Source organism: Neobacillus rhizosphaerae (genome assembly GCF_937468385.1).
Taxonomy (GTDB): Bacteria; Bacillota; Bacilli; order Bacillales; family Cytobacillaceae; genus Neobacillus; species Neobacillus rhizosphaerae.
Genome location: NZ_CALBWS010000005.1, coordinates 125,679 through 149,578, shown reverse-complemented (window position 1 = coordinate 149,578; position 23,900 = coordinate 125,679). Strand labels below are relative to the sequence as shown.

The window sequence follows — 23,900 nt, the reverse complement described above, 5'->3', positions numbered from 1 at the left end:
GACACCATTTCAATGAAACGTTAACACTACTTTAGTTTTCACCAAAGTCGGTTGGTTTCTCCGTGCCATTTTCAAAGTGGTAGAGGATGGCTTCGACGATTCGTTTAGAGGCGAAGCCGTCTCCGTATGGGTTTGAGGCTTTTGCCATTTGGTCATGTGCCTCCTGGTTGGATAAAAGCTCATCCGCCAGACCATAAATGGTCTCTTCATCGGTTCCTGCTAATTTTAATGTACCCGCTTCAATACCTTCCGGCCGTTCCGTTGTATCACGTAACACAAGAACTGGCACTCCGAGGGAAGGTGCCTCCTCCTGAACACCACCGGAGTCAGTTAAAATCAAATAGGCTCTTGAAGCAAAGTTATGGAAATCAATCACATCTAGCGGCTCGATGAGCTGAATTCGGTCGTTCTCTCCCAATATTCGATTGGCAATTTCACGGACCACAGGGTTCATATGGACAGGGTAGACCACCTGAACATCTTCATGCTTTTCAACCACCCGGCGAATCGCACGGAACATGTTTTCCATTGGTTCTCCCGTATTTTCACGGCGGTGTGCCGTCATTAAAATTAATCGATCATTCCCTAGCTTGTCTAACACAGCGTGAGTGTAATTGTCTTTGACGGTTGTTTTTAACGCGTCAATCGCCGTATTACCTGTGATAAAAATGGCCTCTTCTCGTTTATTCTCAACCAAAAGGTTTTGCTTTGATTGAACTGTTGGCGAAAAATGAAGATCAGCCAAGACGCCCGTCAGCTGGCGGTTCATTTCCTCAGGATATGGCGAATACTTATTATGTGTCCGGAGTCCTGCCTCCACATGTCCAATCGGAATGGAATGATAAAAAGCGGCCAGGCTTGCCACGAAGGTTGTTGAGGTATCACCATGTACCAAGACAATATCTGGTTTTACTTCCGCCAACACCTGGTTAAGCCCTTCTAAGCATCGGGTCGTAACATCAATCAATGATTGTCTTTCTTTCATTATATTTAAGTCGTAATCAGGTGTAATTTCGAAAATATTCAAAACCTGGTCTAGCATTTCGCGGTGCTGTGCTGTGACCGTTACAATTGATTTTATTTTATCAGGATATTTCTCTAATTCTTTGACAAGCGGAGCCATTTTAATTGCTTCTGGCCTAGTCCCGAAAACTGTCATTACCTTCAATTGATTCACTATAAAAACCTCCAAGTAGTCTATCTACTGTTATTATACAATTCATATCTTTAATTGAAAAATTAACGGTTAGAAAAGCCCACATTTGTCACAATTCTCATGAAGAATAAAAAAATGATCGACTAAGATAAGCCCATTAACATGATAACAAATAACAAATGAAGGGAAAAGCGATTACCGAAACTAAAACACCATTACGGAGCTCGATTAGAGTTTGATTAAATCATTTTGATCTACTTTTTTTCAAATAACGAGTTAAATAAGCCCAAGCACTGACCAAATGTTCCTTTTTTACATAAATAAAATAATAAAGGAGAGGATTAGCTATGGATATTATTCAACGACTCATTCCTGTGTCTAACACCGACACTCGTCCAGGCCTAAAATTGGTGCCAAAATTCATTACCATTCATGAAACCGATAATACAAGTGCGGGAGCAGATGCGGAGGCACATGCTCGATTACAGCAGCGCGGCAACGAGCGGACAGCATCTTGGCATTTGCAAATCGATGATCACGAAATCCTACAGTCGATTCCGTTTGAGGAGGTGGCTTGGGCCGCCGGCGATGGTAGAAACGGCCCTGGCAATCGAACGTCGATTCATATCGAAATGTGTGTGAATGCAGACGGCGACTATGAGAAGACGGTTTCCAATACAGTCGAAGTCGTCCAATATTTAATGAGCAGATATATCATACCGATTGATCATATTGTTCCTCATAAGCATTGGACGGGTAAGAACTGCCCCCAAAATTTACTACTTCGATGGAGCAGTTTTATTAAAAGCTGTCAGAGTACCAATAATGGATGGGTGAAAAAGGATGCTCAATGGTTCTTTTATAAAAATGGCAGGAAACAAACAGGTTGGGTGAAGGTTAAGAGTAAGCGGTACTTTCTTGATGCCTATGGTGTTATGCAAACCGGCTGGGTAAAAGATAAGAGTAAGTGGTATTTTCTTGATAACAATGGTGTTATGAGGACAAGCTGGGTAAAAGATGAGAGTAAGTGGTATTTTCTTGATAACAATGGAGTTATGAAGACAGGCTGGGTAAAAGATGAGAGTAAGTGGTATTTTCTTGATAACAATGGAGTTATGAAGACAGGCTGGGTGGAATTTAATAATAAATGGTATAACTATGGTAAGGATGGAGCCATGGTCACAGGGTGGATTAAATATAAATTCAAGTGGTATTTCTTGAAAACAAACGGTGAAATGGCGATTGGCTGGCTTAATGATAATGACAAATGGTATTACCTTGATCGCGATGGGTCGATGTTATCTGGTCAACAGACTATTAGTGGTAAGGAATATACCTTTGGAAAAAATGGTGCGTTAATCGAAGAAGCAGTACTTCCAGCTGACGAAAACAAAGGTGGAAGTGGAGATGGAAAAACTCCAGCAAGTGATAATACAGGTGGAAATACAACACCGTTTGTGGGTGAAAACCCTAGGGTTGATGGAAAATTTTCAATCATTAATAACACTACTGATAGCGGTACTGCCCCTTCTTCTGGTCAAAACGCCTCATTAAACTCAAACGAAAAAACGCATTCAAGCCAAAATAAAAAGCAATAGTTTAGCAAGGCCCTCTTCCTAGAAGAAGGGCTTTTACTTTTTACACTACCTTACTAAACTCTCCCTTTTCAAAAAACTCCTGGCCTTCTAATTTAAAACTTGTTCAAGTCGGATCAAACTTCCCATCATAATTACTTATCCGAATAATAATGGGATTTTTTTACTACAAGTGATAAAATGGATAGGAATTTACATTTTTCAAATTGGAGGCTAAGTTGAAGCTTACTCTTTAGTAGCTTCACTAGCAAATGACTCTTAAAAACACTTAAATAATGAGGTGGTGTACATACCTTACCCATTCCAGTGGATATCATGACTACATCTAGGTAATTATTATCATCTAAAACTATAAATCACCAAGAACCACAACCACATTGAATACTGCCATTCATCCCGACTGTCCACAAGCGGTGCCTGACACCATATATTTTTATAAAACATTTTTCAAGATGTATCTATTTGGTAATTTTTTTTGGGGGGTTAATCAGATGAGGTCTCAAAAGAAGAAATCTAGAAAATGGTTAAGAGTAACCGGAATAGTCCTTTTAGTACTGTTGATAGCTGGAGGAGCTTACGGATACACCGTATATCATTCTTTTAAAAATGCAGTTGTGACGATGCATCAACCACTCGAACGAGAAATATCCATAAAACGTGAGAAACCCGTAGCCTTTGAAAAAAAGGATCCTTTTTCCGTTCTAATGCTTGGTGTTGATGAACGTGAAGGTGACAAAGGACGATCGGACACGATTATTGTCTTGACTGTAAATCCCAACAACAATTCCGTAAAAATGCTTAGTATTCCACGTGACACCCGCACGGAAATTATCGGAAAGGGCAAAGAGGATAAAATCAATCACTCCTACGCTTTCGGTGGTGTTCCAATGTCGATGGACACTGTTGAAAACTTCCTCGATATTCCAATCGACTATTATTTGCAGATTAACATGGAGGGATTTAAGGATATTGTCGATGCTGTTGGCGGTGTAAAGGTCCAAAACGACCTGGATTTCACAGAAAATGACTTCCATTTTACTAAAGGTGAAATAGCTCTAAACGGGGAACAAGCCCTTAGTTTTGCTAGAATGAGATATAATGACCCACGAGGCGATTTTGGCCGCCAATTAAGGCAGCGTCAAATCATTCAAGCGGTAATTAATGAAGGCATGAGCTTATCAAGCTTAACGAATTTCTCACATATCTTTACTGCACTTGGAAAAAATATTAAAACAAATCTTACGTTTGATCAGATAATGGATATCCAAAAGAATTATCGGGAGACTGGAAAAAACATTCAACAAATGGAGATAAAAGAAACCGGCACAAAGATCAATAAAATTTACTACGGCCTGGTCTCACCAGAAGAAAAGCAAAGAATTCAAACAGAACTAAAGAAACAATTAGAATTGCAATAATAGATGGTCAAATGGCTGACTCAACAAATCGTTCAAAAAACGACATCATGAGTCAGCCATTTTTCATCACCCACTTCGAATAATTTAACAACTGATCGCCCAGTGTCCACCCGATAAAGACAAATGTCCACGAGTGGTGCCTGACACCATTATCTTTTGTTGGTGTCATCCATACTTATAACTCTATTTTTGTTTATTTTACAGTACCAAGGTGTGCTAAAAAGTTTTCTACTTCATGTTTATACGGCATGGCTGGAGCTGTGCCTATCTTTGTAACTGAGAGGGCTGCGACCGCGTGGGAGAAGGTCATGGCTTCTTTCACTGACGAACCAGTGCTTAATGCGTGAGCAAATCCGCCGTTAAAGGCGTCTCCAGCTCCTGTCGTATCGACAGCTTCAACCTTAAAGCCCGGAACAAGTTCGCCTTTTTCCCCGCCAGTATAAAGGAATGCCCCTTTGCTTCCCAAGGTGATAATAACAGTACCGACACCCATTTCATGAATCTTTTTCGCTGCTGCCAGCGCTGCACCTTCATCGACAACCTCGACACCACTCAATTCAAAGGCTTCTGTTTCATTTGGAGTAATAAAGTCGACACCTCGAAGAATTTCTCTTGGAAACTCCTGATAGGGAGCTGGATTCAAAATAACCGGAACTTGATGCTTCCAAGCAAGCTTCACCGTAGTCACAACTGCCTCAATACTAGTTTCTAATTGGAGCAAAACGATGTCCGCATCTTTTACCTTCTCTTCCGCTTCCAACACTTCTGCTTCCGTAATCGTCCCGCACGCCCCTAGTGCAACGACAATGCTATTTTCACTCTTATCATCAACAGCAATCAACGCAGCCCCTGTAGCCTGACCAGGATCCACCTTAATAAATTCCGTATTTACATTCTCCGTTCGGAAATGCTTCAATGCTTCTCTTCCAAAAACATCCTCACCCAATTTCGTTACAAACGTGACCTCTGAACCGCAGCGTGCCGCAGCTGTTGCTTGGTTTCCCCCTTTTCCCCCTGGTCCCATCTTAAACGGACCGCCAAGAACAGTTTCTCCCGGTTTCGGAAGATGTGGTGTCCGGCTCATTAAATCAACAACATAACTTCCAACTACAACAACCTTTGACATAACTCTCCTCCTATTTGATAAAATAGGAAAAACGCAAAAGGATTGCGTTTTTACCAATCTATTGTAATCAAACCAGCTAATTCTACACAACGATTACTTTGTCTTAACCTCATTTACATTCTTAGAAGTTACAAGTGTAGAATCAAGAATGACTTCTTTTTCAACACTTTCTTTCTTAGAGATTTTCAAAGCTGTCTTTACTGCCTCTTTTCCAAGGAAAACAGGTGGTTCAGCGATAGTTGCTTCTAATTTCCCACCCTTAATCGCTTCAATCGCAGGATCTACTGCATCACAGCCTATTAATGTAATTTCATCAAGACGGCCAGCCGCTTCAATCGCAGCTAATGCACCAAGTGCCATTTCATCATTTGCTGCGTATACACCATCAATCTTAGGGTTCGCTTGAAGGATGTCCTCCATAACCTTCATTGCCTGACCGCGGTCAAAGTTAGCAGCCTGTCTTGCCACCACTTTAAATCCAGGAGTAGCGTCCACTACTTCATTAAACCCTTTGCTTCTGTACTGCCCTACGTTTGTACCTAAAATCCCTTGAATTTCAACAATATTCCCTTTTCCACCAAGTGCATCTTTTAAAAAGTTTCCGGCAATTCCACCAGACTTAAGTGCGTCGAAGCCAATATGTGTAATAACTTCTCCACCATTTGATTGACGGTCAATTGTAAATACAGGAATTTTTGCATCATTAGCCTTTTTGACTCCCTCAGCAATGGCATCGCTATCAGCTGGGTCAATAATTAACACATCAATATTTTGCTGTAAAAGATTCTCTACGTCCGCTAGTTGTTTACCAGGGTCATTTTGTGCATCCGTAACAACAAGATCAATTTTATCTTCCTTCGCCTGTGCCTCTGCCCCTTCTTTAACTGCAACGAAGAACGGGTTATTAAGGGTATTCATCGACAAACCGACTTTTAACTTACCATCCTTAGATTTCGAACCGGATGTTTTTGAACTCGATCCTTCATCCATACTACAACCCACAAGACCAATGATAATTGCAAGCATTGCTAACAGAGAAATAACCTTTTTCATCTTCCTACCCCCAACAGTTTATTTTTTTATTTTTGAAAACTTACTATCTACTAATACAGCAACTAAAATGACAAGACCTTTAGCAATACTTTGATAGAAAGGAGAAACGTTCATCAAATTGAGAATATTATCAAGAACACCCATAATTAGTGCGCCAATTAACGTCCCTGTTACTCCTCCCTTTCCTCCAGCTAAACTCGTCCCACCAATAATAACGGCTGCGATAGCATCCAATTCAATACCTGTCCCCGCAGTTGGCTGTGCTGACATCAATCTTGAAGTGTAAATAATCGAGGATAACGCTGAAAGAAGCCCTGCAATCCCAAATACAGCTATTTTAATAGCCTTAACATTAATACCAGCAAGAATAGCTGTTTCCTCATTTCCTCCGATGGCAAAAATATAACGTCCAAAGCTAGTGTATTTTAACATCCAATACATAAATCCAAAGATGATAAACATGATGATGATTGGAATCGGTATTCCAAATAACCGGCCGCTACCAATGAAACGATATGCTTCATTACTTACAACAAGCGGATAACCTTTTGTATAAACAAGCGTCATCCCGCGGGCGATAACCATGATTGCCAAGGTAGCAATAAAAGATGGCACCCCAAATCTCGCTGTTATAAAGCCATTAAAAAGTCCAAACAGTAAGCCTACGCCAAGAGCTGCTAATAAAGCTAGTGCCAGCGGCCATCCAGCAGTTAAAGCTCCTGCTAAAATAGCACCGGAAAATGCCATAACGGCTCCGACTGAAAGATCAATTCCAGCAATTAAAATAACCAGTGTCATTCCGCTCGCGATGATTGCAATAATCGAAACTTGGCGAAGCACGTTCATCACGTTACTCATTGTAAAGAAAACATCTGATAAAACCCCTGCAATCACACACAATACAATAAAAATCAATAATACACGGTACTTTTCAACCAACGCCAACCAGTTAAAAGATCCCTTTTGCCTTTCTTGCTTAGCAGGTGTCGTACTATGCATTCATTACACCCCCTGATGCGTAATAAAAGATTTTCTCCTGAGTAGCTTCATTCTGGTTGAACTCCGCGGTAATTCTTCCATCATTCATAACTAAGATGCGGTCGCACATGCCTAGCAATTCTGGCATTTCTGAAGACATCATGATAATCGAAATCCCGTCCTCTGTAAGCCTTTTCATTATCTGATAGATTTCAGCCTTTGCACCAACATCAATACCCCTAGTTGGTTCATTTAAAATTAATACCTTGGGATTCATCTGCAGCCATTTTCCAAGAACCACCTTCTGCTGATTTCCTCCGCTTAGCGTTCTAACTTCTACACTTGGGTCATGAACCTTTATTTTCAAATCCTTAACCCAACGGTTCACAATCTCATCCTTCTTTTTTCTCTTCAAAATTCCAAAACGGGAAATTTTTCGATAAGTCGGCAAAAGTAGGTTTTCATATACCGATAGTCCAAGGACCAAACCTTCCTGTTTGCGGTCATCGGTAACGAGTGCAATTCCCGCATCAATTGCACCCCTTGGGCTTTTAACAACCTTTGAATCTACTTTTATGGTCCCACTCATATTTTGGTATAAGCCAAAGATGGCCTTGGAAAGCTCAGTTCTTCCCGAACCCATAAGACCGGCGATGCCAACAATCTCACCCTTTTTTATCGTAAAATTAATGTTTTGTAGCATGTCCGGAATCGAAACATCTTTAACCTCGAGGATTACATCATTAGATGGAGCCCCCTTCTCCGGGAACAAATCTGTCAGCTCGCGTCCAACCATCATCGTTACCATATCGTCTTTCGTAACATTTTTCACCAAAGCACTTCCGATATATTTTCCATCCCTTAAAACTGCGATAGAGTCAGCCACCTTCTGAACCTCTTCTAAGCGATGGGTAATAAAAATGATTCCCATTCCTTGGTGCTTCAACTCTTTCATAATCGAAAGTAGCTTGTTCGTTTCCTCATCATTTAAAGCAGCCGTTGGTTCATCCATAATGATAATCTTCGAGTTGAACGAAAGGGCCTTCGCTATTTCGACCAACTGTTGTTCCGCAACGGATAAGTCTGTAATAAGTGTGTCGGGTGAAATCCGGGTTAACCCTACCCGCTCCAGCCACTTACGCGTTTCCTGCTTCACTTGTTTGCAGTCGATGATACCCTTTGTTTTGCGGGGCTCCCGACCGATAAAAACATTCTCAGCTACACTCATATGTGGAATCAAGTTAAATTCTTGATAAATAATACTAATGCCTAATTTTTGCGAATGCTTTGGTCCCTCAATCGTGACTGGCTCGCCATTTATGTATATCTGCCCATTGCTTGGCTGGTGAACGCCTGCAAGCACTTTCATTAATGTTGACTTGCCAGCACCATTTTCACCAAGCAAAGCAAGAATCTCGGACTGGTTAACATGAATGGATACATGATCGAGAGCTTTTACCCCAGGGAATTCTTTTGAGATTTCCCTCATTTCAAGTAACGTTGTCCTCATTCATCCATTCCTCCTTTGAACGAATCTCATATTTTAATAAACAACTCCTGCTACTAAAATCACATTTGCATATCCTGTAAACTCACCCGTTCTAATTAACCCTCTTGCTTGTTTCGTTTGTTGCTTAAATTCGATATGTGGGACATAGTTAATCGGAATGTTTTGGAATCTGCTAACAATTTGCTGATGCATTTCAGGGCTAACTGTTTTGACTTCCTCTGCTAAAATAATCTTCTCAACCTCAAGCTCAGTTAGAACAGTATCAAGTGTCTCTAAAAAACCTGGTATTCCCTCTTTCAGAGCTAAGTCAATCCGATGTGTCACATTTTCAGGGATCGGTAAGCCGGCGTCAGTGATTACAATGGTATCTGTATGACCAGTTTCGGAGATTAATTGATTCACCTTAGGATTTAAAATTCCACCTTTTTTCATAATCTATCTTCCACTCCTCTTAAATGTAAACGTTTAGATTTTTTTCTTACTTAATTGGCATGATTCACGAATTTTTAATTCTGGTGATAAAAGGTACTGCCTTTTTGGAAGATTTTCTTTCACGTTCATCCTTTCGTAAAGTAATTGGACGGCAATCTCACCAAGTGTATTCATCGGCCTAGATACGACAGACAATTTCGGTTTGATAAATGTAGCAATTTCCACATCATCAAAGCCAATAAAGGAAACCTCTTCTCCCAATTTCCAATCCAAATCGATTAATGCCTTCACACAGCCAATCGTCATTAGGTTGTTGGATGAAAAAATGGCTGTAGGTCTAGTTTCTAAATCAAACAGCTCTTGTGCAGCATGGTAGCCGCTTCCTTCCATGAAATCTCCTTGAATAACCATGCTTTCATCAAAGGGGATATTATATTCCTCAAGTGCTTTCTTATAGCCTAAAAACCGTTCATGTCCAGGTGTTGTATTTTGCGGTCCACAAATAATCGCAATCTTTTTATGTCCTTGTAAAATTAAATGCTGTACAGCCTGATACGATCCGTTCACATTATCAACCAATACTGTATCCACTTCAAAATTCTTAATCGCCCTATCAACAGCGACAATTGGAATTCCTTGGTCGTGCAACAATTTGATATGATCTCCTGCTTCATTTGCAGTGGTAATAATGACTCCATCTACTCCACGTTCAATAAAGATTTTAACAATCTCCTCTTCTACCATCGGCGATTCATTGGTACTACTTAAAATCGTATAATATCCTTTTTCCCTTGCTTTTTGTTCAATACCAGAGACAACGAGCGGAAAAAATGGATTTTTAATATCTGGAACGATAATGCCAATTGTATGAGTCTCTTTTCTCTTCATACTTCTAGCTACAGCGCTGCGGATATAACCAAGTTCATTGATAGCGTTTACAATTCTTTCTTCAGTTGCTTTTCGAACCCCGCCTTGATTATTAATTACTCTTGACACTGTGGCGATTGATACCTTAGCTAGCCTTGCTACATCTTCAATTGTCGGTTTGCACTCCATGTAAAAAACTCCTAAATTCAGCTAATAATATGTAAACGTTTAGATTTTCTTTACCTAAGTTCTTTTTTTAAAGGAAAAAATGGTTTGTGCCTTTAATTAAAAATGTAAACGTTTAGATTTTATATTTCGATTCTATCATCACTCGTAAATGAGCGCAAGATTTTTTTAAATATTTTAAAAATTACACCCGTTAATTTTTATGACAACATGAAAAGCCACTCTTCGAGATCAGTTTTATATAGAAGTAGAATTTATCCATGGTGCCTGACACCAAAAATAATCATTAAAGTATTGTAACGGTTTAAATGTTTCTTTGTATAGATCGCTGGTGAATGAGTATTGAAAAATCCGGGTATCTCGATGGTGAATGAGTATTGAAAAATCCGGGTATCTCGATGGTGAATGAGTATTGAAAAATCCGGGTATCTCGATGGTGAACGAGACATGAAGTAATCTTATCTTTTTTTTCGTTTCTCGAATTCTAGTAAAGTTTCCATTGAAATCAAACTCATTTCACCTCAAAATGGAATTAAGTTTGCAAAGTAAATTTATGACTCTATGGTAAAATCTTAACAAACATTCTAAGAGGAACCAATAATAATTTCTACCTCTTCCTAGGCGGTGAATCAAGTGATATGGTTGTATGTTGTTCTTTCCTATTTAATTGGCAATATCATGTTTGGGTATCTGGTTACAAAAGCCCTGTATCACAAGGATATTCGCCTTCATGGAAGCGGGAATGTCGGGGCTCGCAATGCCGGTCGACTTCATGGAAAGAAAGCGTTCGTTATCATTTTTCTTGGCGATGCATTAAAAGGTGTGAGCGTTATTCTCATCGCCCGCTATCTTCACTTTCCTGAGTATATACAATTGTTTGGACTAGGTATGGCGATTCTTGGACATATAAAACCAGTTGCATTGAAGTTCAAGGGTGGGAAAGGAATCTCCACTTTTATTGGCGGGATGATTTACTTCGATCCACTGCTAATTCCCATAATCCTGGTGGGATTTTTCGCCCTTTATCCATTTACCAAAAGCTTTACCTTTGCAGGGTTAGGAGCGTTCCTCGCCATTCCAATATTTCTATTTTTCAAGCCATATAATTGGATAACCTGTGTAATGGCACTCGCCATTATCGTAGTCATTTTTCTAACACATTCTGAAAATATCAAGGAAAGGCTGAAGGATCGTGGACAATAATCATGGGTATTTTTTTAAAATTGCAACAAGCTGTAACGAATTTGAACGAATTCATCAATTAAACTATCAAACTTTTTCAGAAGAAATTCCTCAGCATGAAAAAAATGAGCTAAAAAAATTGGTGGATCCTTTCCACCATGAAAATACATACATCATTTGCATCAAAGATGACGAGCTTATCGGTATGGTTGCTGTTCGCGATAACCGTCCGTTTTCGCTTGACCGGAAAATTGGTGCTATTGAAGAATCACTCCCTATTATAGTAAATCGCCCTTGCGAGGTTAGGCTTCTGGCAGTCAAAAAAGAATTTCGAAATGGGCGGGTCTTTGTTGGGCTTGCGCAATTTTTAGCTCAATATTGTTTGGAAAAGGGGTATGATGTCGCTGTTATCTCTGGAACGGTCCGTCAATTAAAGCTATATAATCAAATGGGCTTCCAGCCATTTGCCCAGCTGACCGGTACAGAAGAGGCCCTTTTTCAACCCATGTATTTAACGAAAGAAACATTTGAAGCATCGCTTGCAGGTAGAATTCTTCATCCAGCGATACCGTTTTTACCAGGGCCCGTTCAAATCTCTGACGGAGTTCGCGCTGCACTAATGGGCCGCCCCTACTCCCATCGAACTAAAGGCTTCCGCGAAAAACTACACAGGATCAGGGATCTGCTATGCGACTTAACGAACTCCCAGTATGTCCAGGTTTTACTAGGTTCAGGCACACTCGCAAATGAAGTCGTGGCTGCCCAGCTTTCATTAATAAAAGGCAGAGGACTCATATTGGCTAATGGTGAGTTTGGCACCCGCATAGTAGAACAAGCGCAGCGTCAGGGACTTAGCTTCGATGTATTGGAAAAAGAATGGGGGCAAGCTTTCTTAAAGGAAGAAATTGTTGAAAAATTATCAAACAAGTCGACATGGATTTGGGCTGTGCATAGTGAGACATCCACCGGCATGCTAAATGATCTGACGCTCCTCAAGAGGATTGCGGAAGAGTACGGCCTTAAGCTTTGTCTTGATTGTATCAGTTCCATTGGCGCGGTGGAGTTGGATTTATCGGGGGTATTTTTAGCAACCGGCGTTAGCGGGAAAGCGTTGCGTGCGTTCACTGGGTTGTCCTTCGTCTTTCATCATCACCAGGTTGCTCCGTCCCCTGCCCTTCCAAAATACATTGATTTGGGTGTCTATATGGTCACGGACAGTATCCCGTTTTCTCATTCGTCCAACTTTATTGAAGCGCTGCTAGTGGCAGTAGAAAACATGACGAGCGAAACATATAGAAAGATTAGTGAAACGCATCAATGGTTGAGAAATAACCTTAAACATTCTGGCTATCATTTGATTACAAGCAATGAGAATAATTCTCCTATGATTCTAACCATTGCACTGCCCAAAGCTGTCTCATCTTATGAAATCGGGAGAGTTCTTCATTACAATGGTTACCTGTTACACTTTGAGAGCGAGTACCTCCGGCAGCGAAACTGGATGCAAATTGCTTGCATCGGCGATTATTCCACCGCGACTTTAGAAAAAATGACTAACCTTCTTTATCAGGTTGTCACATACGAACTAAAGCAGCTTCAGGCTTCAACGTCAAAGCTCCCGAATGAAGGGGCCCAATTAGGGCGGAAAGTCACATTAATAAAGTGACAATTCAATCAGTGCCAAATCTTTTCCACCCCCCACTGATTGTCACTTACCCCCAAAAAACATGCACCACCTGATTGTCCATCCCACGAGGACAGTGTCCACGAAGGGTGCCTGACACCCTTTACACTGTATTCAGCTTGATTGCCTGGCTTATGCTTTGGTCGGTGATAGCAGGGCTTGCTTGGAGGTCTGAGATGGTACGGGCGAGGCGGATGATTTTGATTTGGGTGCGGTTGCTCCAAGTATTCTTAATCGCCAGTTGCTGTATGAATGATTGTTGTGCGTCGGACAAAGGATTCGTTCTCAATAGGACTTCATAGGAGACACGGCTGTTACAAACCTCCTGACCATAGCGGTCGTACTGCCTTTCCCTCGCCTCCTTTACTCTTTCCTGCACTATTTTTGACAGTTCCCCCTGCAGCGCCATCCTGGCAGCATTTAAGTCTATTGGGCTTAATTTGAGATTAATATCAAATCGATCCCTCAGCGGGCCTGAGAGTCTATTTTGATAAGAGAGAATTTGCTTAGGTGAGTACGTACAATAATGTGCATTCGAGCCCGCATATCCGCAGGGGCATGGATTCATCGCAGCAATCAACACAAAGGAAGCGGGATAAGTAATCGAGGCATGTGTGCGGCTAATCGTGATCGAACCATTTTCTAACGGCTGCCGCAGCATATCTAATGTTTTTTTCGAAAATTCCCCGATTTCATCAAGAAATAAAACACCTCGGTGGGCAAGCGAGATTTCGCCCGGCTTCGGGTATTGGCCTCCTCCAATTATGGCAACACCTGAGGCGGAATGATGAGGACTCCGATATGGGGGCAATTGACTTTGTGAGTAAGCGTTTCGGCTTAATTGATACAAGCTGAGTACCTCAAGCTGCGCTTCTTTTGTTAATAGCGGAAAAATGGACGGAAAACTTTCAGCTAATAAGCTTTTTCCACAACCGGGAGGGCCCGTCAACAAAACATGATGTTCTCCAGCAGCAGCTACCTCTAGTGCATATTTGGCACCGGCATGGCCGATGATTTGTTGAAAATCTAAATATCTATTATTTTCGCATTCTCTATCTACTTCAATTTTTTTAAAAATAGAAGGATTCCATTGACCTGTAAGATGGCCGATGACATCTTTTAATGAAGAAACATAGATAATTTCTAACCCTTCGATATCGAAAGCAGGAAGATGTTCATCTAAAGGGATATAAAGTCTCCGGATTCCTTGCCTCTTGGCTGCAAGCACGGCAGGCAGCAGCCCCTCAACAGGCTGCACAGAACCGTCCAAGGACAACGCCCCCAGAAAACCAGTATCAGCAGGAATCATTGCTTCTACCTCATGCAAACTCAGGAGCAAACCGATTGCCATCGGAAAATCAAACATCGGCCCGATTTTCTTTTGGTCCGCTGGCGAAAGATTAATGATAATTTTGTTACCTGATAGGACATAACCTAATAAACTAAGTGCTGCAATAATTCTTTCCTTTGACTCTTTCACAGCTGCATCGGGCAAACCGACAATTTTAAATGAATCATTCCCCACAAATGTCCCTACCTCCACATTTACTCGGTAGCCTTCCATCCCCTTTAAACCAATACTCGTTACTCGAGCCCACATGGAAACCACACCCCTTCGCGCTTAATGATTTTTCCATCCTCCCAAAAAAACTTGTCCGTTACTAAGGATTTCAAATATTGCTGATAATTATAGGGATGTGGTTCAGGGAAAAAGGAGAGGATTGGTTTGGTGTCAATATGAGGGTTCGCTTCACCTTCGCCGTAGAGATAAGCACGATAGCTGCTCCAAGGATAATCCTCAGGCTCCGCTGCCATCCCAGCCGCCACTGGATTTAAATGAATATACTTGCTTACGTCTATCTCATATTCAGGGGAATTAAGCAGCTCAGCTCCGTACCGTTTATCAAAAACATGTCCTGAGAATTCGTACTTTTTGTTAACATACTTGGCAAATTTCGTGTTGAGGTTTTTCATGATGGTACTTAGTGGGGTTTTTAGTGTTTCGAGCTGCAGATGGGTATGATTGGTCATTAAGCAGTAAGTGTGGAGAATAAAGGGGTATCGATCTCTTGTCTCTTCTATTAATGACAGGTACCTCTTGTAATCTTCATCCTCGAAAAATAGCGAACTTCTCCTAATTCCTCGGCTGGTAACATGATACTTCGCCCCTTCAAACCAAGTACGTACCTTGCGAACCATGTGCAATCACTCCTTATTTAATTATAGTAAATATTGGGTTGGTAGGGTTGGGAAATAAATTTGAGCGAGAGAGGTATGTGAAACCACTGTCTACCAAAAAGGTGGAGAAAATCTAGGGGAAAATGGTAAAAAAAGAAAATTGAACTCATTTATACCATTCGACATCTTCCCCAAAAATCCTGTACAAATCTCCAAAAAAAATAACGAAACCCCTCTCCCCAATCCTAAACTCCAACAAAACCATTTTGTCCACCACAGAAGGACAAATGTACACAGACGGTGCCTGACACCCTACTGACTCCTTACCTAAGATGACATCCAAACTATGTATAAAAACTCCAGGGGCTTAATATTTATTATATATGGCTTTATTTTCTTACTTTGTGTATAGGGGGTATGTCTCTGAAGATTGTTAGAGTCATTCAATGGATGATTGGTGCTCTCCTTCTCGTTTATGGCATTTATCTAATATTTGGATTACAGGAGTTCTTCGGTACCTTAGCCATTATTGCAGCCTTTTTTATTCTTCCTTCTCTTAAAAAAAAAGGTAAAAATGCTGCTAGCCAAGATGAGCATCATCATGATTATTATAGGGACTCGGCTAGCGAGGCAGAAAATTCTTCCTGGATCAGGGACTCTGACGGGGGCAGTGTCTCAGGTGGAGACGGCGATGACTAGTCTCACTATTTTGCCCATCCACGTACTGAACTTCTTCATTAAATCCACGTTCATATTATGAATGTCCCTGATTATTTTAGGAACATTCATTCATACTCTCAATAACGCAGAAAAAGATGGGTTTGCCCATCCTTTTCTACGTTTTTTTCGCTTTTGAAAAATAATACAGAAACCATACCGCATGATTTTGCTCATCGGCAGCCGCCCTTCGAAAAGTTTCTTTTATATATGCGTCGGTTGCGGAATCAGCAATTTCTAAGTAAAAGTCAACCGTTTTTTGCTCATCCTTAAGCGCAAATTCCAACCCATCCAAATAAACATCAGGACATTGCTCAGTGATTTTGGGTTGTGGCTGGCTACCAGTCAGACTGGTATAAATCTGTCCAAATTGTTGAAAATGCTTGATTTCATCTTGGCGAATCTCAAGAATTTGTTTTCGCTCATTTTCTCTTCTGGCTAGTTTTGCTATTTTAGCATAACAATTTATCGCACTATACTCTCCGTTAATTGCTTTTTCAATATCATTTATCAACTTATTCGGCTGCCTATTTAAAGCATCATAGTAATTTGAATACGGATACATACCTAGGCTCTCATCTCCCTATTTTATACTTATGAATATCCTATGGTTCACGTGCAAAAAAGGTGCCTGCCCAATTATTTTTTGAAAAAAATACAAGTTTTAACTCGATTTCAGTGATGTTTTTCCTAATCAAACGTTTCATAAAATCTGCCATTTGACCCTTTTAATAAAGGTGTTTTTTCGTTACACTTGGAAGAAGATTGTCGACTAATCGTCTTCTTAAACGACAAAATACTCATTATATCCTAACAAAGTACATTCCTCGACCATATTTTCCATATTTCTGTCTTAACCAATTGATTGATTAAATCCCCTAAACACTCATTAATAAAGGTTTCTACCCCTAAGACAGAAAAAAGATTGTCGATTTTCCCTTCACATAATGGAAAATGCAGGTTACTATTAAATTAACAAATTAAGGATGTACCTGAAAGTATTGGGTAAGGTTGATAGAAAGGAGCGTGAAGAAATCCTATTATTGGAAGCCCCGCAACCTTCTTATTAGGTTGTACCGACTCTTTAGAGTTAAATATATAGGCATGAAAGGAATTTAGCTTTGAAAAAGAAAATTTTACTATTATCGATCTTTACTATTTTACTATTAGGCATAGGACTTGGTGCTGCGCATTCCAATGCTGCCACAACAGGATGGAAACTTGAAAAAGGCAAGTGGTATTTTTACAAAAATAATACGACTGCAAAAGGCTGGCTCTACATAAGGAATAAGTGGTATTACATGGATGCCAAGGGGGCCATGCAGACTGGGTGGCTCAATCAAAAAGGTAAATGGTACTATCTGCTAGCAGATGGCTCGATGAGAACAGGCTGGCTTAGCACCAAAAACAAATGGTATTACCTCCAGGCTGATGGTTCAATGAAAACAGGATGGCTTAACACCAAAAACCAATGGTATTACCTCCAGGCAGATGGTTCGATGAGAACAGGTTGGATTATGCTTGATTCAAACTGGTACTTTCTAAAAGCTAGCGGAGAGAGGAGTATTGGTCTCTCAACACTTGCTTCGAAAATTTACTATTTTAATAGTTCAGGGATCATGCAAGCGGAGCAATGGATGGAATTAAATGGTAAAAAATATTATTTTAAAAGCGATGGATCAGCCGCAACAGGCAGTTTTAATATTATCGAAAAAAAGTATTTATTTAACACAGATGGCACCTTAGTCTACGGCTGGGGGAAAATCAATGGAAATTGGTATTTTTCTGATAATGAAGGGATCATTCAAACTGGTTGGCTGACTGACAAGGAGAAAAAATACCTTTTAGATCAAAACGGAGTCATGCTAACGGGTTGGTATAATGAACAAGGTAATAGATACTTTTTCGATAGCGGTGGAGCACTAACCACAGGAATGGCCACGATAGAGGGCAAAGCATACTTTTTCAATAATGAAGGGGTTCTCTATACAGGTGGCTGGTTTACAATCGACACTAATAAATTTTATGCAAATGATACAGGTGTGCTCCAAAAGGGTTGGCTGCTGGACGGAGATAAGTGGTATTACTTAAATCCTTCAGGGGCGGTGACAACAGGTTGGTTCCAGGATAAGGGAAATTGGTATTATTCCGATACAAATGGGGTCATGCAGACAGGCTTGATTACCGTGAATGGCAAGGAATACTTTTTCTCGGATAGTGGTGTCTGGATTCCTACTACATCTAAGGGGTTAGCAGGAAAAACGATAGTATTAGATCCCGGACATGGCGGCTATGACAGCGGTGCCGGGGCAGCGGGTGTTCTCGAAAAAACCATCAACTTGCAGGTAAGCCTTAAATTTGCTGAACTTCTCAAAACCCGTGGTGCCACTGTTTATTTAACCAGGAGCAAGGATGAATTCATCTCCCTGGATGGTAGGGTGGAATTCTCAAATTCGATAAAACCAGATGCGTTTATCAGTATTCACGTAAATTCGGCTGATGGTACAAGCGCGCAAGGAATTGAAACCTATCATAATTCTAAGGATGGGGTCATGCCGGCAGAAAGCAAAAAGCTTGCAGCGTACCTCCAAGATGAAATCATTAAATCCACAGGTGCTGTTTCCAGGGGCGTGAAAGATGAAAGCTTCCGGGTAATCAGAGGCAATCAAGCACCAGCCGTCTTGGTGGAAATTGGTTTTATCTCAAACGATAAAGAAAGAGCAAACCTGGTGAGCGACAGCTATCAAAACAAAATCTGCACTGGATTGCTTAATGGATTGGTAAAGTTTTTCGATCAATAAGTTTGTTTTGATGAAAAGAATCAAACCTAATTAAGAGGGAGACTTTTCAAATAACTCTCAAACTTATAAATAAATGAATAAACGCACGCACCAAACGGGTCAATGCCCACATGGTGCGTGCGTTTTCCTATATACATTCTCAAGGAGGTCAATTATGGAACAAAATGGTATTTTCCACTCGGTTTGCCCGCTTGACTGCCCAGATCAGTGCGGATTACTTCTACATAAAAAAGACGGTAAACTTGTCAAAGTTGAGGGAGACCCACAGCATCCAGTGACGAACGGACATATTTGCAACAAGGTACGGAATATGATAGAGCGGATTTATGATGAAAAGCGGCTGCAGTACCCGTTGAAGCGCATTGGACCCAAAGGCGAAGGGAAATTCACACGTATCAGCTGGGCTGAAGCCCTCAGCACGATTACCTCCCGCTGGAAAGAGCTTATCGAAACAGATGGATCTGAAAGTATTCTTCCCTACAGCTTTTATGGGAACATGGGCAGGCTCAGCGCGGAAGGAATGGACCGTCGGTTTTGGAATCGCTTAGGTGCCTCCCAGCTGGATCGAACGATTTGTTCATCCGCTGGCTCTGTAGGTTACAAATATACGATGGGCGGCAGCCTGGGGATCGACCCGGAGGATACCATTCATTCCAAACTAATCATTTTTTGGGGCATCAATGCCGCCAGCACCAACATGCATCAGGTCGCCCTTGCGCAAAAGGCCCGCAAGCAAAACGGTGCCAAGATTGTCGTCATCGATATCCACAAAAATCAAACTGGCAGATTAGCAGACTGGTTTATTCCAATATTACCAGGAACCGATAGCGCCCTCGCACTCGGACTGATGCATATTTTGTTTTCCGAAAACATGGTTGACCAAGGCTTTTTAGAAAAATATACCGTCGGCCATGAAGCACTAAGGGAGCATGTCTTGCAGTATGACCCGGCCTCCGTTTCCAAAATTACCGGAGTTTCAGTCGATAATATTTATAAGCTTGCAAGAATGTACGGCGAAGCGTCACCTTCTTTTATTCGGATTGGCAATGGCCCGCAACATCATGACAATGGCGGCATGTTTGTCAAAACTGTCGCATGTCTGCCTGCTCTCACCGGACAATGGCTTGAGAAAGGCGGCGGGTGCATCAAAGGAAACTCGGCCTACCTTGCTCCGAATACCGAATACTTGCAACGTCCTGACCTTTTGATAAATAAACACACCCGCGTGATTAATATGAACCTACTTGGCGAAGTATTATTGACTGCAGATCCGCCGGTAAAGTCACTTTATGTGTACAGCTCGAATCCAGCGGTTGTTGCTCCAAGCAGTTCGAAAGTAAGGAAAGGTCTTATGCGCGAAGATTTATTTACCGTCGTCCATGATCTATTTTTAACAGAGACAGCCAAATATGCGGATATTGTTTTACCAGCAACATCATCCTTTGAAAACACGGATCTTTACACATCGTACTGGCATCATTTTGCGCAAATTCAGCAGCCTGTCATCGAACCATACGGGGAGGCGAAATCCAATGTCGACGTTTTCCGTCAGCTTGCTAATGGAATGGGTTTCGATGATCCACTTTTACAAGAAACAGAAGTGTCAATGATTGCTGCAGCACTTGATAACCCTCAAAATCCTTATATAGAAGGAATAAACTACGAGGCATTGGTTAAGGAGCAATATATGAAGGCCAAGGTCAAACCGATGTTCCCTGGAAAACTGCCAACACCGAGTGGAAAAATCGAACTCTATTCGGAGAGGATGAAAGAAGACGGATACCCGCCGCTGCCAACCTATATCCCGTTGGTAAACGATGGGGACCACCCCTATCAATTTGTCCCTGGGCCGAATCATAATTTCTTAAACTCTACTTTTTCTAACAACCAAAGGCACATTGAGCTGGAACAAGAACCAAGATTGCATATGAATCGTAATGATGCCATGGCACAAGGAATTGATGATGGAGAAATGGTACGGGTTTGGAACAATCGCGGAGAATGTGAGCTAAAGGTTTCTGTGGGGGAAAACGTCCTTCCAGGAGTAGTCGTAACACAAGGCCTTTGGGCAGATACAAAAGGTGGAAAGCAGCTAGTAAACTCCCTAACTCCCGAGCGCATAGCCGACATGGGCGGCGGCGCCACCTTCTTCTCCGGCCGGGTCAGTGTAGTGAAAATGTAAACGATCCTTTTCAATATGGTGCCTGACACCACAATAATACAAATGTCCGTGTGTAGTGGACACACGGACATTGTCAGGCGCTTGTTTAAAGCGTCCTCTCTACGCGGACATTTGTCCACGAACGGTGCCTGACACCACTAACAAATACTGCCTAACTCGACTTGTACCCTTTACCCATCATCTCGTGGACGTTGTGGACGGTAACGTAGGCGTTTTCGTCGGTATCGTTGATAATATTTTTCAGCTGGACGATTTCTTGTTTATTGATAACGATATAGAGCACATCTTTATTCTGCCCGGTATAGCCGCCACGCCCATCCAAAACCGTTAAGCCGCGGGACATTTTATTAGTGATATTGGCCAGGACCAACTCGGGAGAATTGGAAATAATCAAGACGGCGACCCTTTCATCCAGTCCTTCGACAATGAAATCAATCGCTTTCGCTCCAATGTAAACAATCAACAGGGTGTACATCGCTTTCTCTAGGCCAATGATAAAAATTGACCCTCCTACGACTAAAATATCAATAATGAGCATAGCCTTCCCAATACTCCAACCCAGAAATTGGTTTGCTAGCCTTGCTATGATTGTCGATCCTCCGGATGTTCCACCCGCACGGAAAATCAAGCCTAAACCGACGCCTACCAACAATCCGGCAAAAATCGCAGCCAAAAGTGTGTCCTTAGTGAGCCGATGCCCGATGTCCTCGGTTAAATATAAAAAACCAGAACTGGCTGCAATCGTAATCAATGTATATACAATCGTTCTTTTTTCAAAAAACTTATAGCCAATCGCTAACAACAGTACATTTAAAACAAAGTTCACCACACCCGGTGACCAATCAAACAAATAGTGGGTAATAATCGTAATCCCTAATATCCCACCTTCTGACAGTCTATTGGGGATTGTAAAATAATTGACACCCACTGCAAAAATAAATGCCCCAATTAAAATGAGTAGCATATCCTTCAATGTTTTTTTCATAAAAGTTCCATCCTTTGAAAATCGAGCACATGCCCCAATAAGTAATTTCTACTATTATGATATAACAAAATATCTATTTCTTCTAACCTAATATTTACTTACATTAGAAAAAAAGGGTCCAAGTCTAGTTAGACTTGGACCCCGAACAGCTCAAAAAAATACCACAGTTCTCTCCTCAATTTCAACGCTTGAATCAATCAGCACCTCGGGTAACCGGGTTTACTTATAAAATAACCTTTTTACAAAATGGTGTCAGGCACTATCAAACAGGTGTCAGGCACTATCAAAATGGTGTCAGGTACCGTCAAAAAGGTGTCAGGCACCATCAATAAAAGGTACCTGACACCATGAATGACATCATGAAGATGCTCTCTCTCTATGCGACTTCCTCTCCATCGCTTTTTAATGCCTTTACAATCCAGTTTTTCCCTTCGACCAACCGTGTCACTAACATGGCACAGACAGTGTTGCCAGTGGCATTTAGCAGTGTTGCCGGTGCATCAATGATGGTGCTGATGACGGCGATAATTGGCAACGTTTCAGGCGGGAAGCCGTACACGCTGATAATCAACATCTCACCGATCATCCCTCCGCCAGGAATCGCTCCCATGACAGCTCCAACTAAAAAGGCGACAGCCAGAATGCTCAAAATATTAGAGATGCTGGTTAAATCTCTTCCAAACAAAGCAAATAGAAAAACAATTTTCAACACCCCGCCAAAAACGGAACCATCTTTATGCGTATTCGCACCGAGTGGAATAATCGTTTCAGCTATATCCTTTGGAACCCCCATGTTTCTAACCATAGCTAGGTTCACGGGAATACAGGCAGCACTTGAGCAAGTCGCAAGTGCCGTGACAGATGGAGTGACGGCATTTTTCCAAAAAAGCTTGACCCCATCCTTTCCTCCTGCGATAAAAGCGTAAAGAGTGAAAAAACCAAAATAATAAATCACTGTAAGAATGAGATATAGCACAAACGAGCGGGCGTATCCTTCTAAAATTTGCGGACCGAGATCCCCGATAACCGCGGCAAAATAACAGCCGAGCCCAATCGGAGCGTAATACATGACGATGCTGACCATCTTCATGATTACGGCTGTCGCTGCTGATAAAAAGTCCTTGACAGGTTTCGCTTTTTCCCCAACCGCAGCCGTAGAAATCCCGAATAAAAGCGCGAAAACAATCAGCTGTAGCATATTATTTCTCGATAGCAATAAGTTAAAATCTGATACCGTGAAGGTGGCGACCAGATGGTCAAGGAACGTTAGTTTCTCTGCATCGGTCTCAACGGACGAATGATTCATTACCTCTTTAATTGAAGCAATATCGGTATTTTCTAAGGGATGAATGATTGAGGCACCGGCAAGTCCCAGAATTGCTGCGACAGAAGCAGTCACCAAGAAAACAACAAGGATGCTGCCCATAATTTTTCCAAGCCTTTTCATGCCGTTCATATTCGCGATCGCAGAAGCAATGCTGAAAAATACTAAGGGCACAATCATCATGAACATTAAATTAAGAAAAAGATCTCCAAACGGCTTAACCACCGCCGTCTTTGGTCCAAAAAACAAGCCTGCTGCACCGCCAATTACGATGGCGGAAAGCAAAATAATCGTGAAACGATAATTTTTAAAAATAGATTTCACAGTCCCACTGCCTTTCAACATATAAAAAAGATAAGTTCTCATTAAAAAGAATACTCAAGTTCACTCGCGAGGTAAATAACTTTATTATTCGCAAATATGTCGAAATATTGAATTCCTTCAACAAACGAAGCTGTTGAGCATTTCCTTTTTCGAAGGAATTTTCTATTCATGCTTTCCCATACAAGTATCCACAGCGTTGATT

The 23,900-nt window shown here is 41.3% G+C and carries 19 protein-coding genes; 7 read left to right on the top strand and 12 right to left on the bottom strand.

Annotated features, from left to right (window positions below; translation table 11 throughout):
* Positions 1-31: 31 nt before the first annotated feature.
* A complete protein-coding gene (gene wecB / locus M5A78_RS06580) occupies positions 32-1,180 on the bottom strand; it encodes a non-hydrolyzing UDP-N-acetylglucosamine 2-epimerase (protein WP_248734510.1) in 1,149 nt (382 codons plus the stop codon).
* Positions 1,181-1,503: 323 nt separating this feature from the next.
* Between wecB and M5A78_RS06575 the strand changes: the two genes are divergently transcribed.
* Positions 1,504-2,754, top strand: a complete 1,251-nt coding sequence (locus tag M5A78_RS06575; RefSeq protein ID WP_248734490.1) for an N-acetylmuramoyl-L-alanine amidase — start codon at positions 1,504-1,506, stop codon at positions 2,752-2,754.
* A gap of 488 nt (positions 2,755-3,242) precedes the next feature.
* Entirely contained in the window at positions 3,243-4,169 is a 927-nt protein-coding gene (tagU, locus tag M5A78_RS06570) for a polyisoprenyl-teichoic acid--peptidoglycan teichoic acid transferase TagU (protein WP_248734489.1), read from the top strand.
* 193 nt (positions 4,170-4,362) lie between these two features.
* Here tagU and rbsK read toward each other — a convergent pair whose 3' ends face one another.
* The 6 genes from rbsK to M5A78_RS06540 all read right to left on the bottom strand — a co-directional run bounded on the left by rbsK (position 4,363) and on the right by M5A78_RS06540 (position 10,324).
* Entirely contained in the window at positions 4,363-5,295 is a 933-nt protein-coding gene (rbsK, locus tag M5A78_RS06565) for a ribokinase (RefSeq protein ID WP_248734488.1), read from the bottom strand.
* Positions 5,296-5,388: 93 nt separating this feature from the next.
* The gene (locus M5A78_RS06560; RefSeq protein ID WP_248734487.1) at positions 5,389-6,348 is read right to left on the bottom strand and encodes a substrate-binding domain-containing protein; all 960 of its coding nucleotides are present in this window, start codon (positions 6,346-6,348) and stop codon (positions 5,389-5,391) included.
* An 18-nt stretch (positions 6,349-6,366) separates the two neighbouring features.
* On the bottom strand, positions 6,367-7,347 hold the full coding sequence (locus M5A78_RS06555) for an ABC transporter permease (RefSeq protein ID WP_248734486.1): 981 nt from the start codon (positions 7,345-7,347) through the stop codon (positions 6,367-6,369).
* Entirely contained in the window at positions 7,340-8,836 is a 1,497-nt protein-coding gene (locus M5A78_RS06550) for a sugar ABC transporter ATP-binding protein (protein WP_248734485.1), read from the bottom strand. The genes M5A78_RS06555 and M5A78_RS06550 overlap by 8 nt, the downstream gene beginning before the upstream one ends.
* A gap of 33 nt (positions 8,837-8,869) precedes the next feature.
* Positions 8,870-9,268: a D-ribose pyranase gene (rbsD, locus tag M5A78_RS06545; protein WP_248734484.1), complete on the bottom strand. Its 399-nt coding sequence runs from the start codon at positions 9,266-9,268 to the stop codon at positions 8,870-8,872.
* 33 nt (positions 9,269-9,301) lie between these two features.
* On the bottom strand, positions 9,302-10,324 hold the full coding sequence (locus M5A78_RS06540) for a LacI family DNA-binding transcriptional regulator (protein WP_248734483.1): 1,023 nt from the start codon (positions 10,322-10,324) through the stop codon (positions 9,302-9,304).
* A gap of 630 nt (positions 10,325-10,954) precedes the next feature.
* Between M5A78_RS06540 and M5A78_RS06535 the strand changes: the two genes are divergently transcribed.
* Positions 10,955-11,524 (top strand): glycerol-3-phosphate acyltransferase, encoded by a 570-nt coding sequence (locus M5A78_RS06535; protein WP_248734482.1) that lies wholly within the window; start codon positions 10,955-10,957, stop codon positions 11,522-11,524.
* Positions 11,514-13,169, top strand: a complete 1,656-nt coding sequence (locus M5A78_RS06530; RefSeq protein ID WP_248734481.1) for an aminotransferase class V-fold PLP-dependent enzyme — start codon at positions 11,514-11,516, stop codon at positions 13,167-13,169. Before M5A78_RS06535 ends, M5A78_RS06530 begins: the two co-directional genes overlap by 11 nt.
* A 121-nt stretch (positions 13,170-13,290) precedes the next feature.
* Here M5A78_RS06530 and M5A78_RS06525 read toward each other — a convergent pair whose 3' ends face one another.
* Together M5A78_RS06525 and M5A78_RS06520 are read right to left on the bottom strand one after the other, a co-directional pair.
* Entirely contained in the window at positions 13,291-14,787 is a 1,497-nt protein-coding gene (locus M5A78_RS06525) for a YifB family Mg chelatase-like AAA ATPase (protein WP_248734480.1), read from the bottom strand.
* Positions 14,772-15,386 (bottom strand): transposase, encoded by a 615-nt coding sequence (locus tag M5A78_RS06520; RefSeq protein ID WP_248734479.1) that lies wholly within the window; start codon positions 15,384-15,386, stop codon positions 14,772-14,774. Before M5A78_RS06520 ends, M5A78_RS06525 begins: the two co-directional genes overlap by 16 nt.
* Before the next feature lie 396 nt (positions 15,387-15,782).
* Between M5A78_RS06520 and M5A78_RS06515 the strand changes: the two genes are divergently transcribed.
* Positions 15,783-16,064 carry a hypothetical protein gene (locus tag M5A78_RS06515; protein ID WP_248734478.1) on the top strand — a complete coding sequence of 94 codons (282 nt, stop codon included), beginning with the start codon at positions 15,783-15,785 and terminating at the stop codon, positions 16,062-16,064.
* A 136-nt stretch (positions 16,065-16,200) separates the two neighbouring features.
* Here M5A78_RS06515 and M5A78_RS06510 read toward each other — a convergent pair whose 3' ends face one another.
* Positions 16,201-16,647, bottom strand: a complete 447-nt coding sequence (locus M5A78_RS06510; RefSeq protein ID WP_248734477.1) for a ferritin-like domain-containing protein — start codon at positions 16,645-16,647, stop codon at positions 16,201-16,203.
* Between the two features lie 556 nt (positions 16,648-17,203).
* Here M5A78_RS06510 and M5A78_RS06505 point away from each other — a divergent pair.
* Complete coding sequence (locus tag M5A78_RS06505) at positions 17,204-18,883, top strand: N-acetylmuramoyl-L-alanine amidase (RefSeq protein WP_248734476.1); 1,680 nt, start codon at positions 17,204-17,206, stop codon at positions 18,881-18,883.
* Between the two features lie 154 nt (positions 18,884-19,037).
* Positions 19,038-21,065 (top strand): molybdopterin oxidoreductase family protein, encoded by a 2,028-nt coding sequence (locus M5A78_RS06500; protein ID WP_248734475.1) that lies wholly within the window; start codon positions 19,038-19,040, stop codon positions 21,063-21,065.
* A gap of 151 nt (positions 21,066-21,216) precedes the next feature.
* On the opposite strand, the gene M5A78_RS06495 is transcribed toward M5A78_RS06500, so the two are convergent.
* The gene (locus tag M5A78_RS06495) at positions 21,217-22,050 is read right to left on the bottom strand and encodes a YitT family protein (RefSeq protein WP_248734474.1); all 834 of its coding nucleotides are present in this window, start codon (positions 22,048-22,050) and stop codon (positions 21,217-21,219) included.
* A 376-nt stretch (positions 22,051-22,426) separates the two neighbouring features.
* On the bottom strand, positions 22,427-23,740 hold the full coding sequence (locus tag M5A78_RS06490; RefSeq protein WP_248734473.1) for a dicarboxylate/amino acid:cation symporter: 1,314 nt from the start codon (positions 23,738-23,740) through the stop codon (positions 22,427-22,429).
* Between the last annotated feature and the right edge of the window lie 160 nt (positions 23,741-23,900).

Excerpts from the sequence above, each read along its gene's own strand:
- M5A78_RS06575 (WP_248734490.1), top strand. The coding sequence starts at position 1,504 with ATGGATATTATTCAACGACTCATTCCTGTGTCTAACACCGACACTCGT.
- tagU (WP_248734489.1), top strand. The coding sequence starts at position 3,243 with ATGAGGTCTCAAAAGAAGAAATCTAGAAAATGGTTAAGAGTAACCGGA.
- rbsK (WP_248734488.1), bottom strand. The coding sequence starts at position 5,295 with ATGTCAAAGGTTGTTGTAGTTGGAAGTTATGTTGTTGATTTAATGAGC.
- M5A78_RS06560 (WP_248734487.1), bottom strand. The coding sequence starts at position 6,348 with ATGAAAAAGGTTATTTCTCTGTTAGCAATGCTTGCAATTATCATTGGT.
- M5A78_RS06555 (WP_248734486.1), bottom strand. The coding sequence starts at position 7,347 with ATGCATAGTACGACACCTGCTAAGCAAGAAAGGCAAAAGGGATCTTTT.
- M5A78_RS06550 (WP_248734485.1), bottom strand. The coding sequence starts at position 8,836 with ATGAGGACAACGTTACTTGAAATGAGGGAAATCTCAAAAGAATTCCCT.
- rbsD (WP_248734484.1), bottom strand. The coding sequence starts at position 9,268 with ATGAAAAAAGGTGGAATTTTAAATCCTAAGGTGAATCAATTAATCTCC.
- M5A78_RS06540 (WP_248734483.1), bottom strand. The coding sequence starts at position 10,324 with ATGGAGTGCAAACCGACAATTGAAGATGTAGCAAGGCTAGCTAAGGTA.
- M5A78_RS06525 (WP_248734480.1), bottom strand. The coding sequence starts at position 14,787 with ATGTGGGCTCGAGTAACGAGTATTGGTTTAAAGGGGATGGAAGGCTAC.
- M5A78_RS06520 (WP_248734479.1), bottom strand. The coding sequence starts at position 15,386 with ATGGTTCGCAAGGTACGTACTTGGTTTGAAGGGGCGAAGTATCATGTT.
- M5A78_RS06515 (WP_248734478.1), top strand. The coding sequence starts at position 15,783 with ATGTCTCTGAAGATTGTTAGAGTCATTCAATGGATGATTGGTGCTCTC.
- M5A78_RS06510 (WP_248734477.1), bottom strand. The coding sequence starts at position 16,647 with ATGTATCCGTATTCAAATTACTATGATGCTTTAAATAGGCAGCCGAAT.
- M5A78_RS06500 (WP_248734475.1), top strand. The coding sequence starts at position 19,038 with ATGGAACAAAATGGTATTTTCCACTCGGTTTGCCCGCTTGACTGCCCA.
- M5A78_RS06495 (WP_248734474.1), bottom strand. The coding sequence starts at position 22,050 with ATGAAAAAAACATTGAAGGATATGCTACTCATTTTAATTGGGGCATTT.
- M5A78_RS06490 (WP_248734473.1), bottom strand. The coding sequence starts at position 23,740 with ATGAGAACTTATCTTTTTTATATGTTGAAAGGCAGTGGGACTGTGAAA.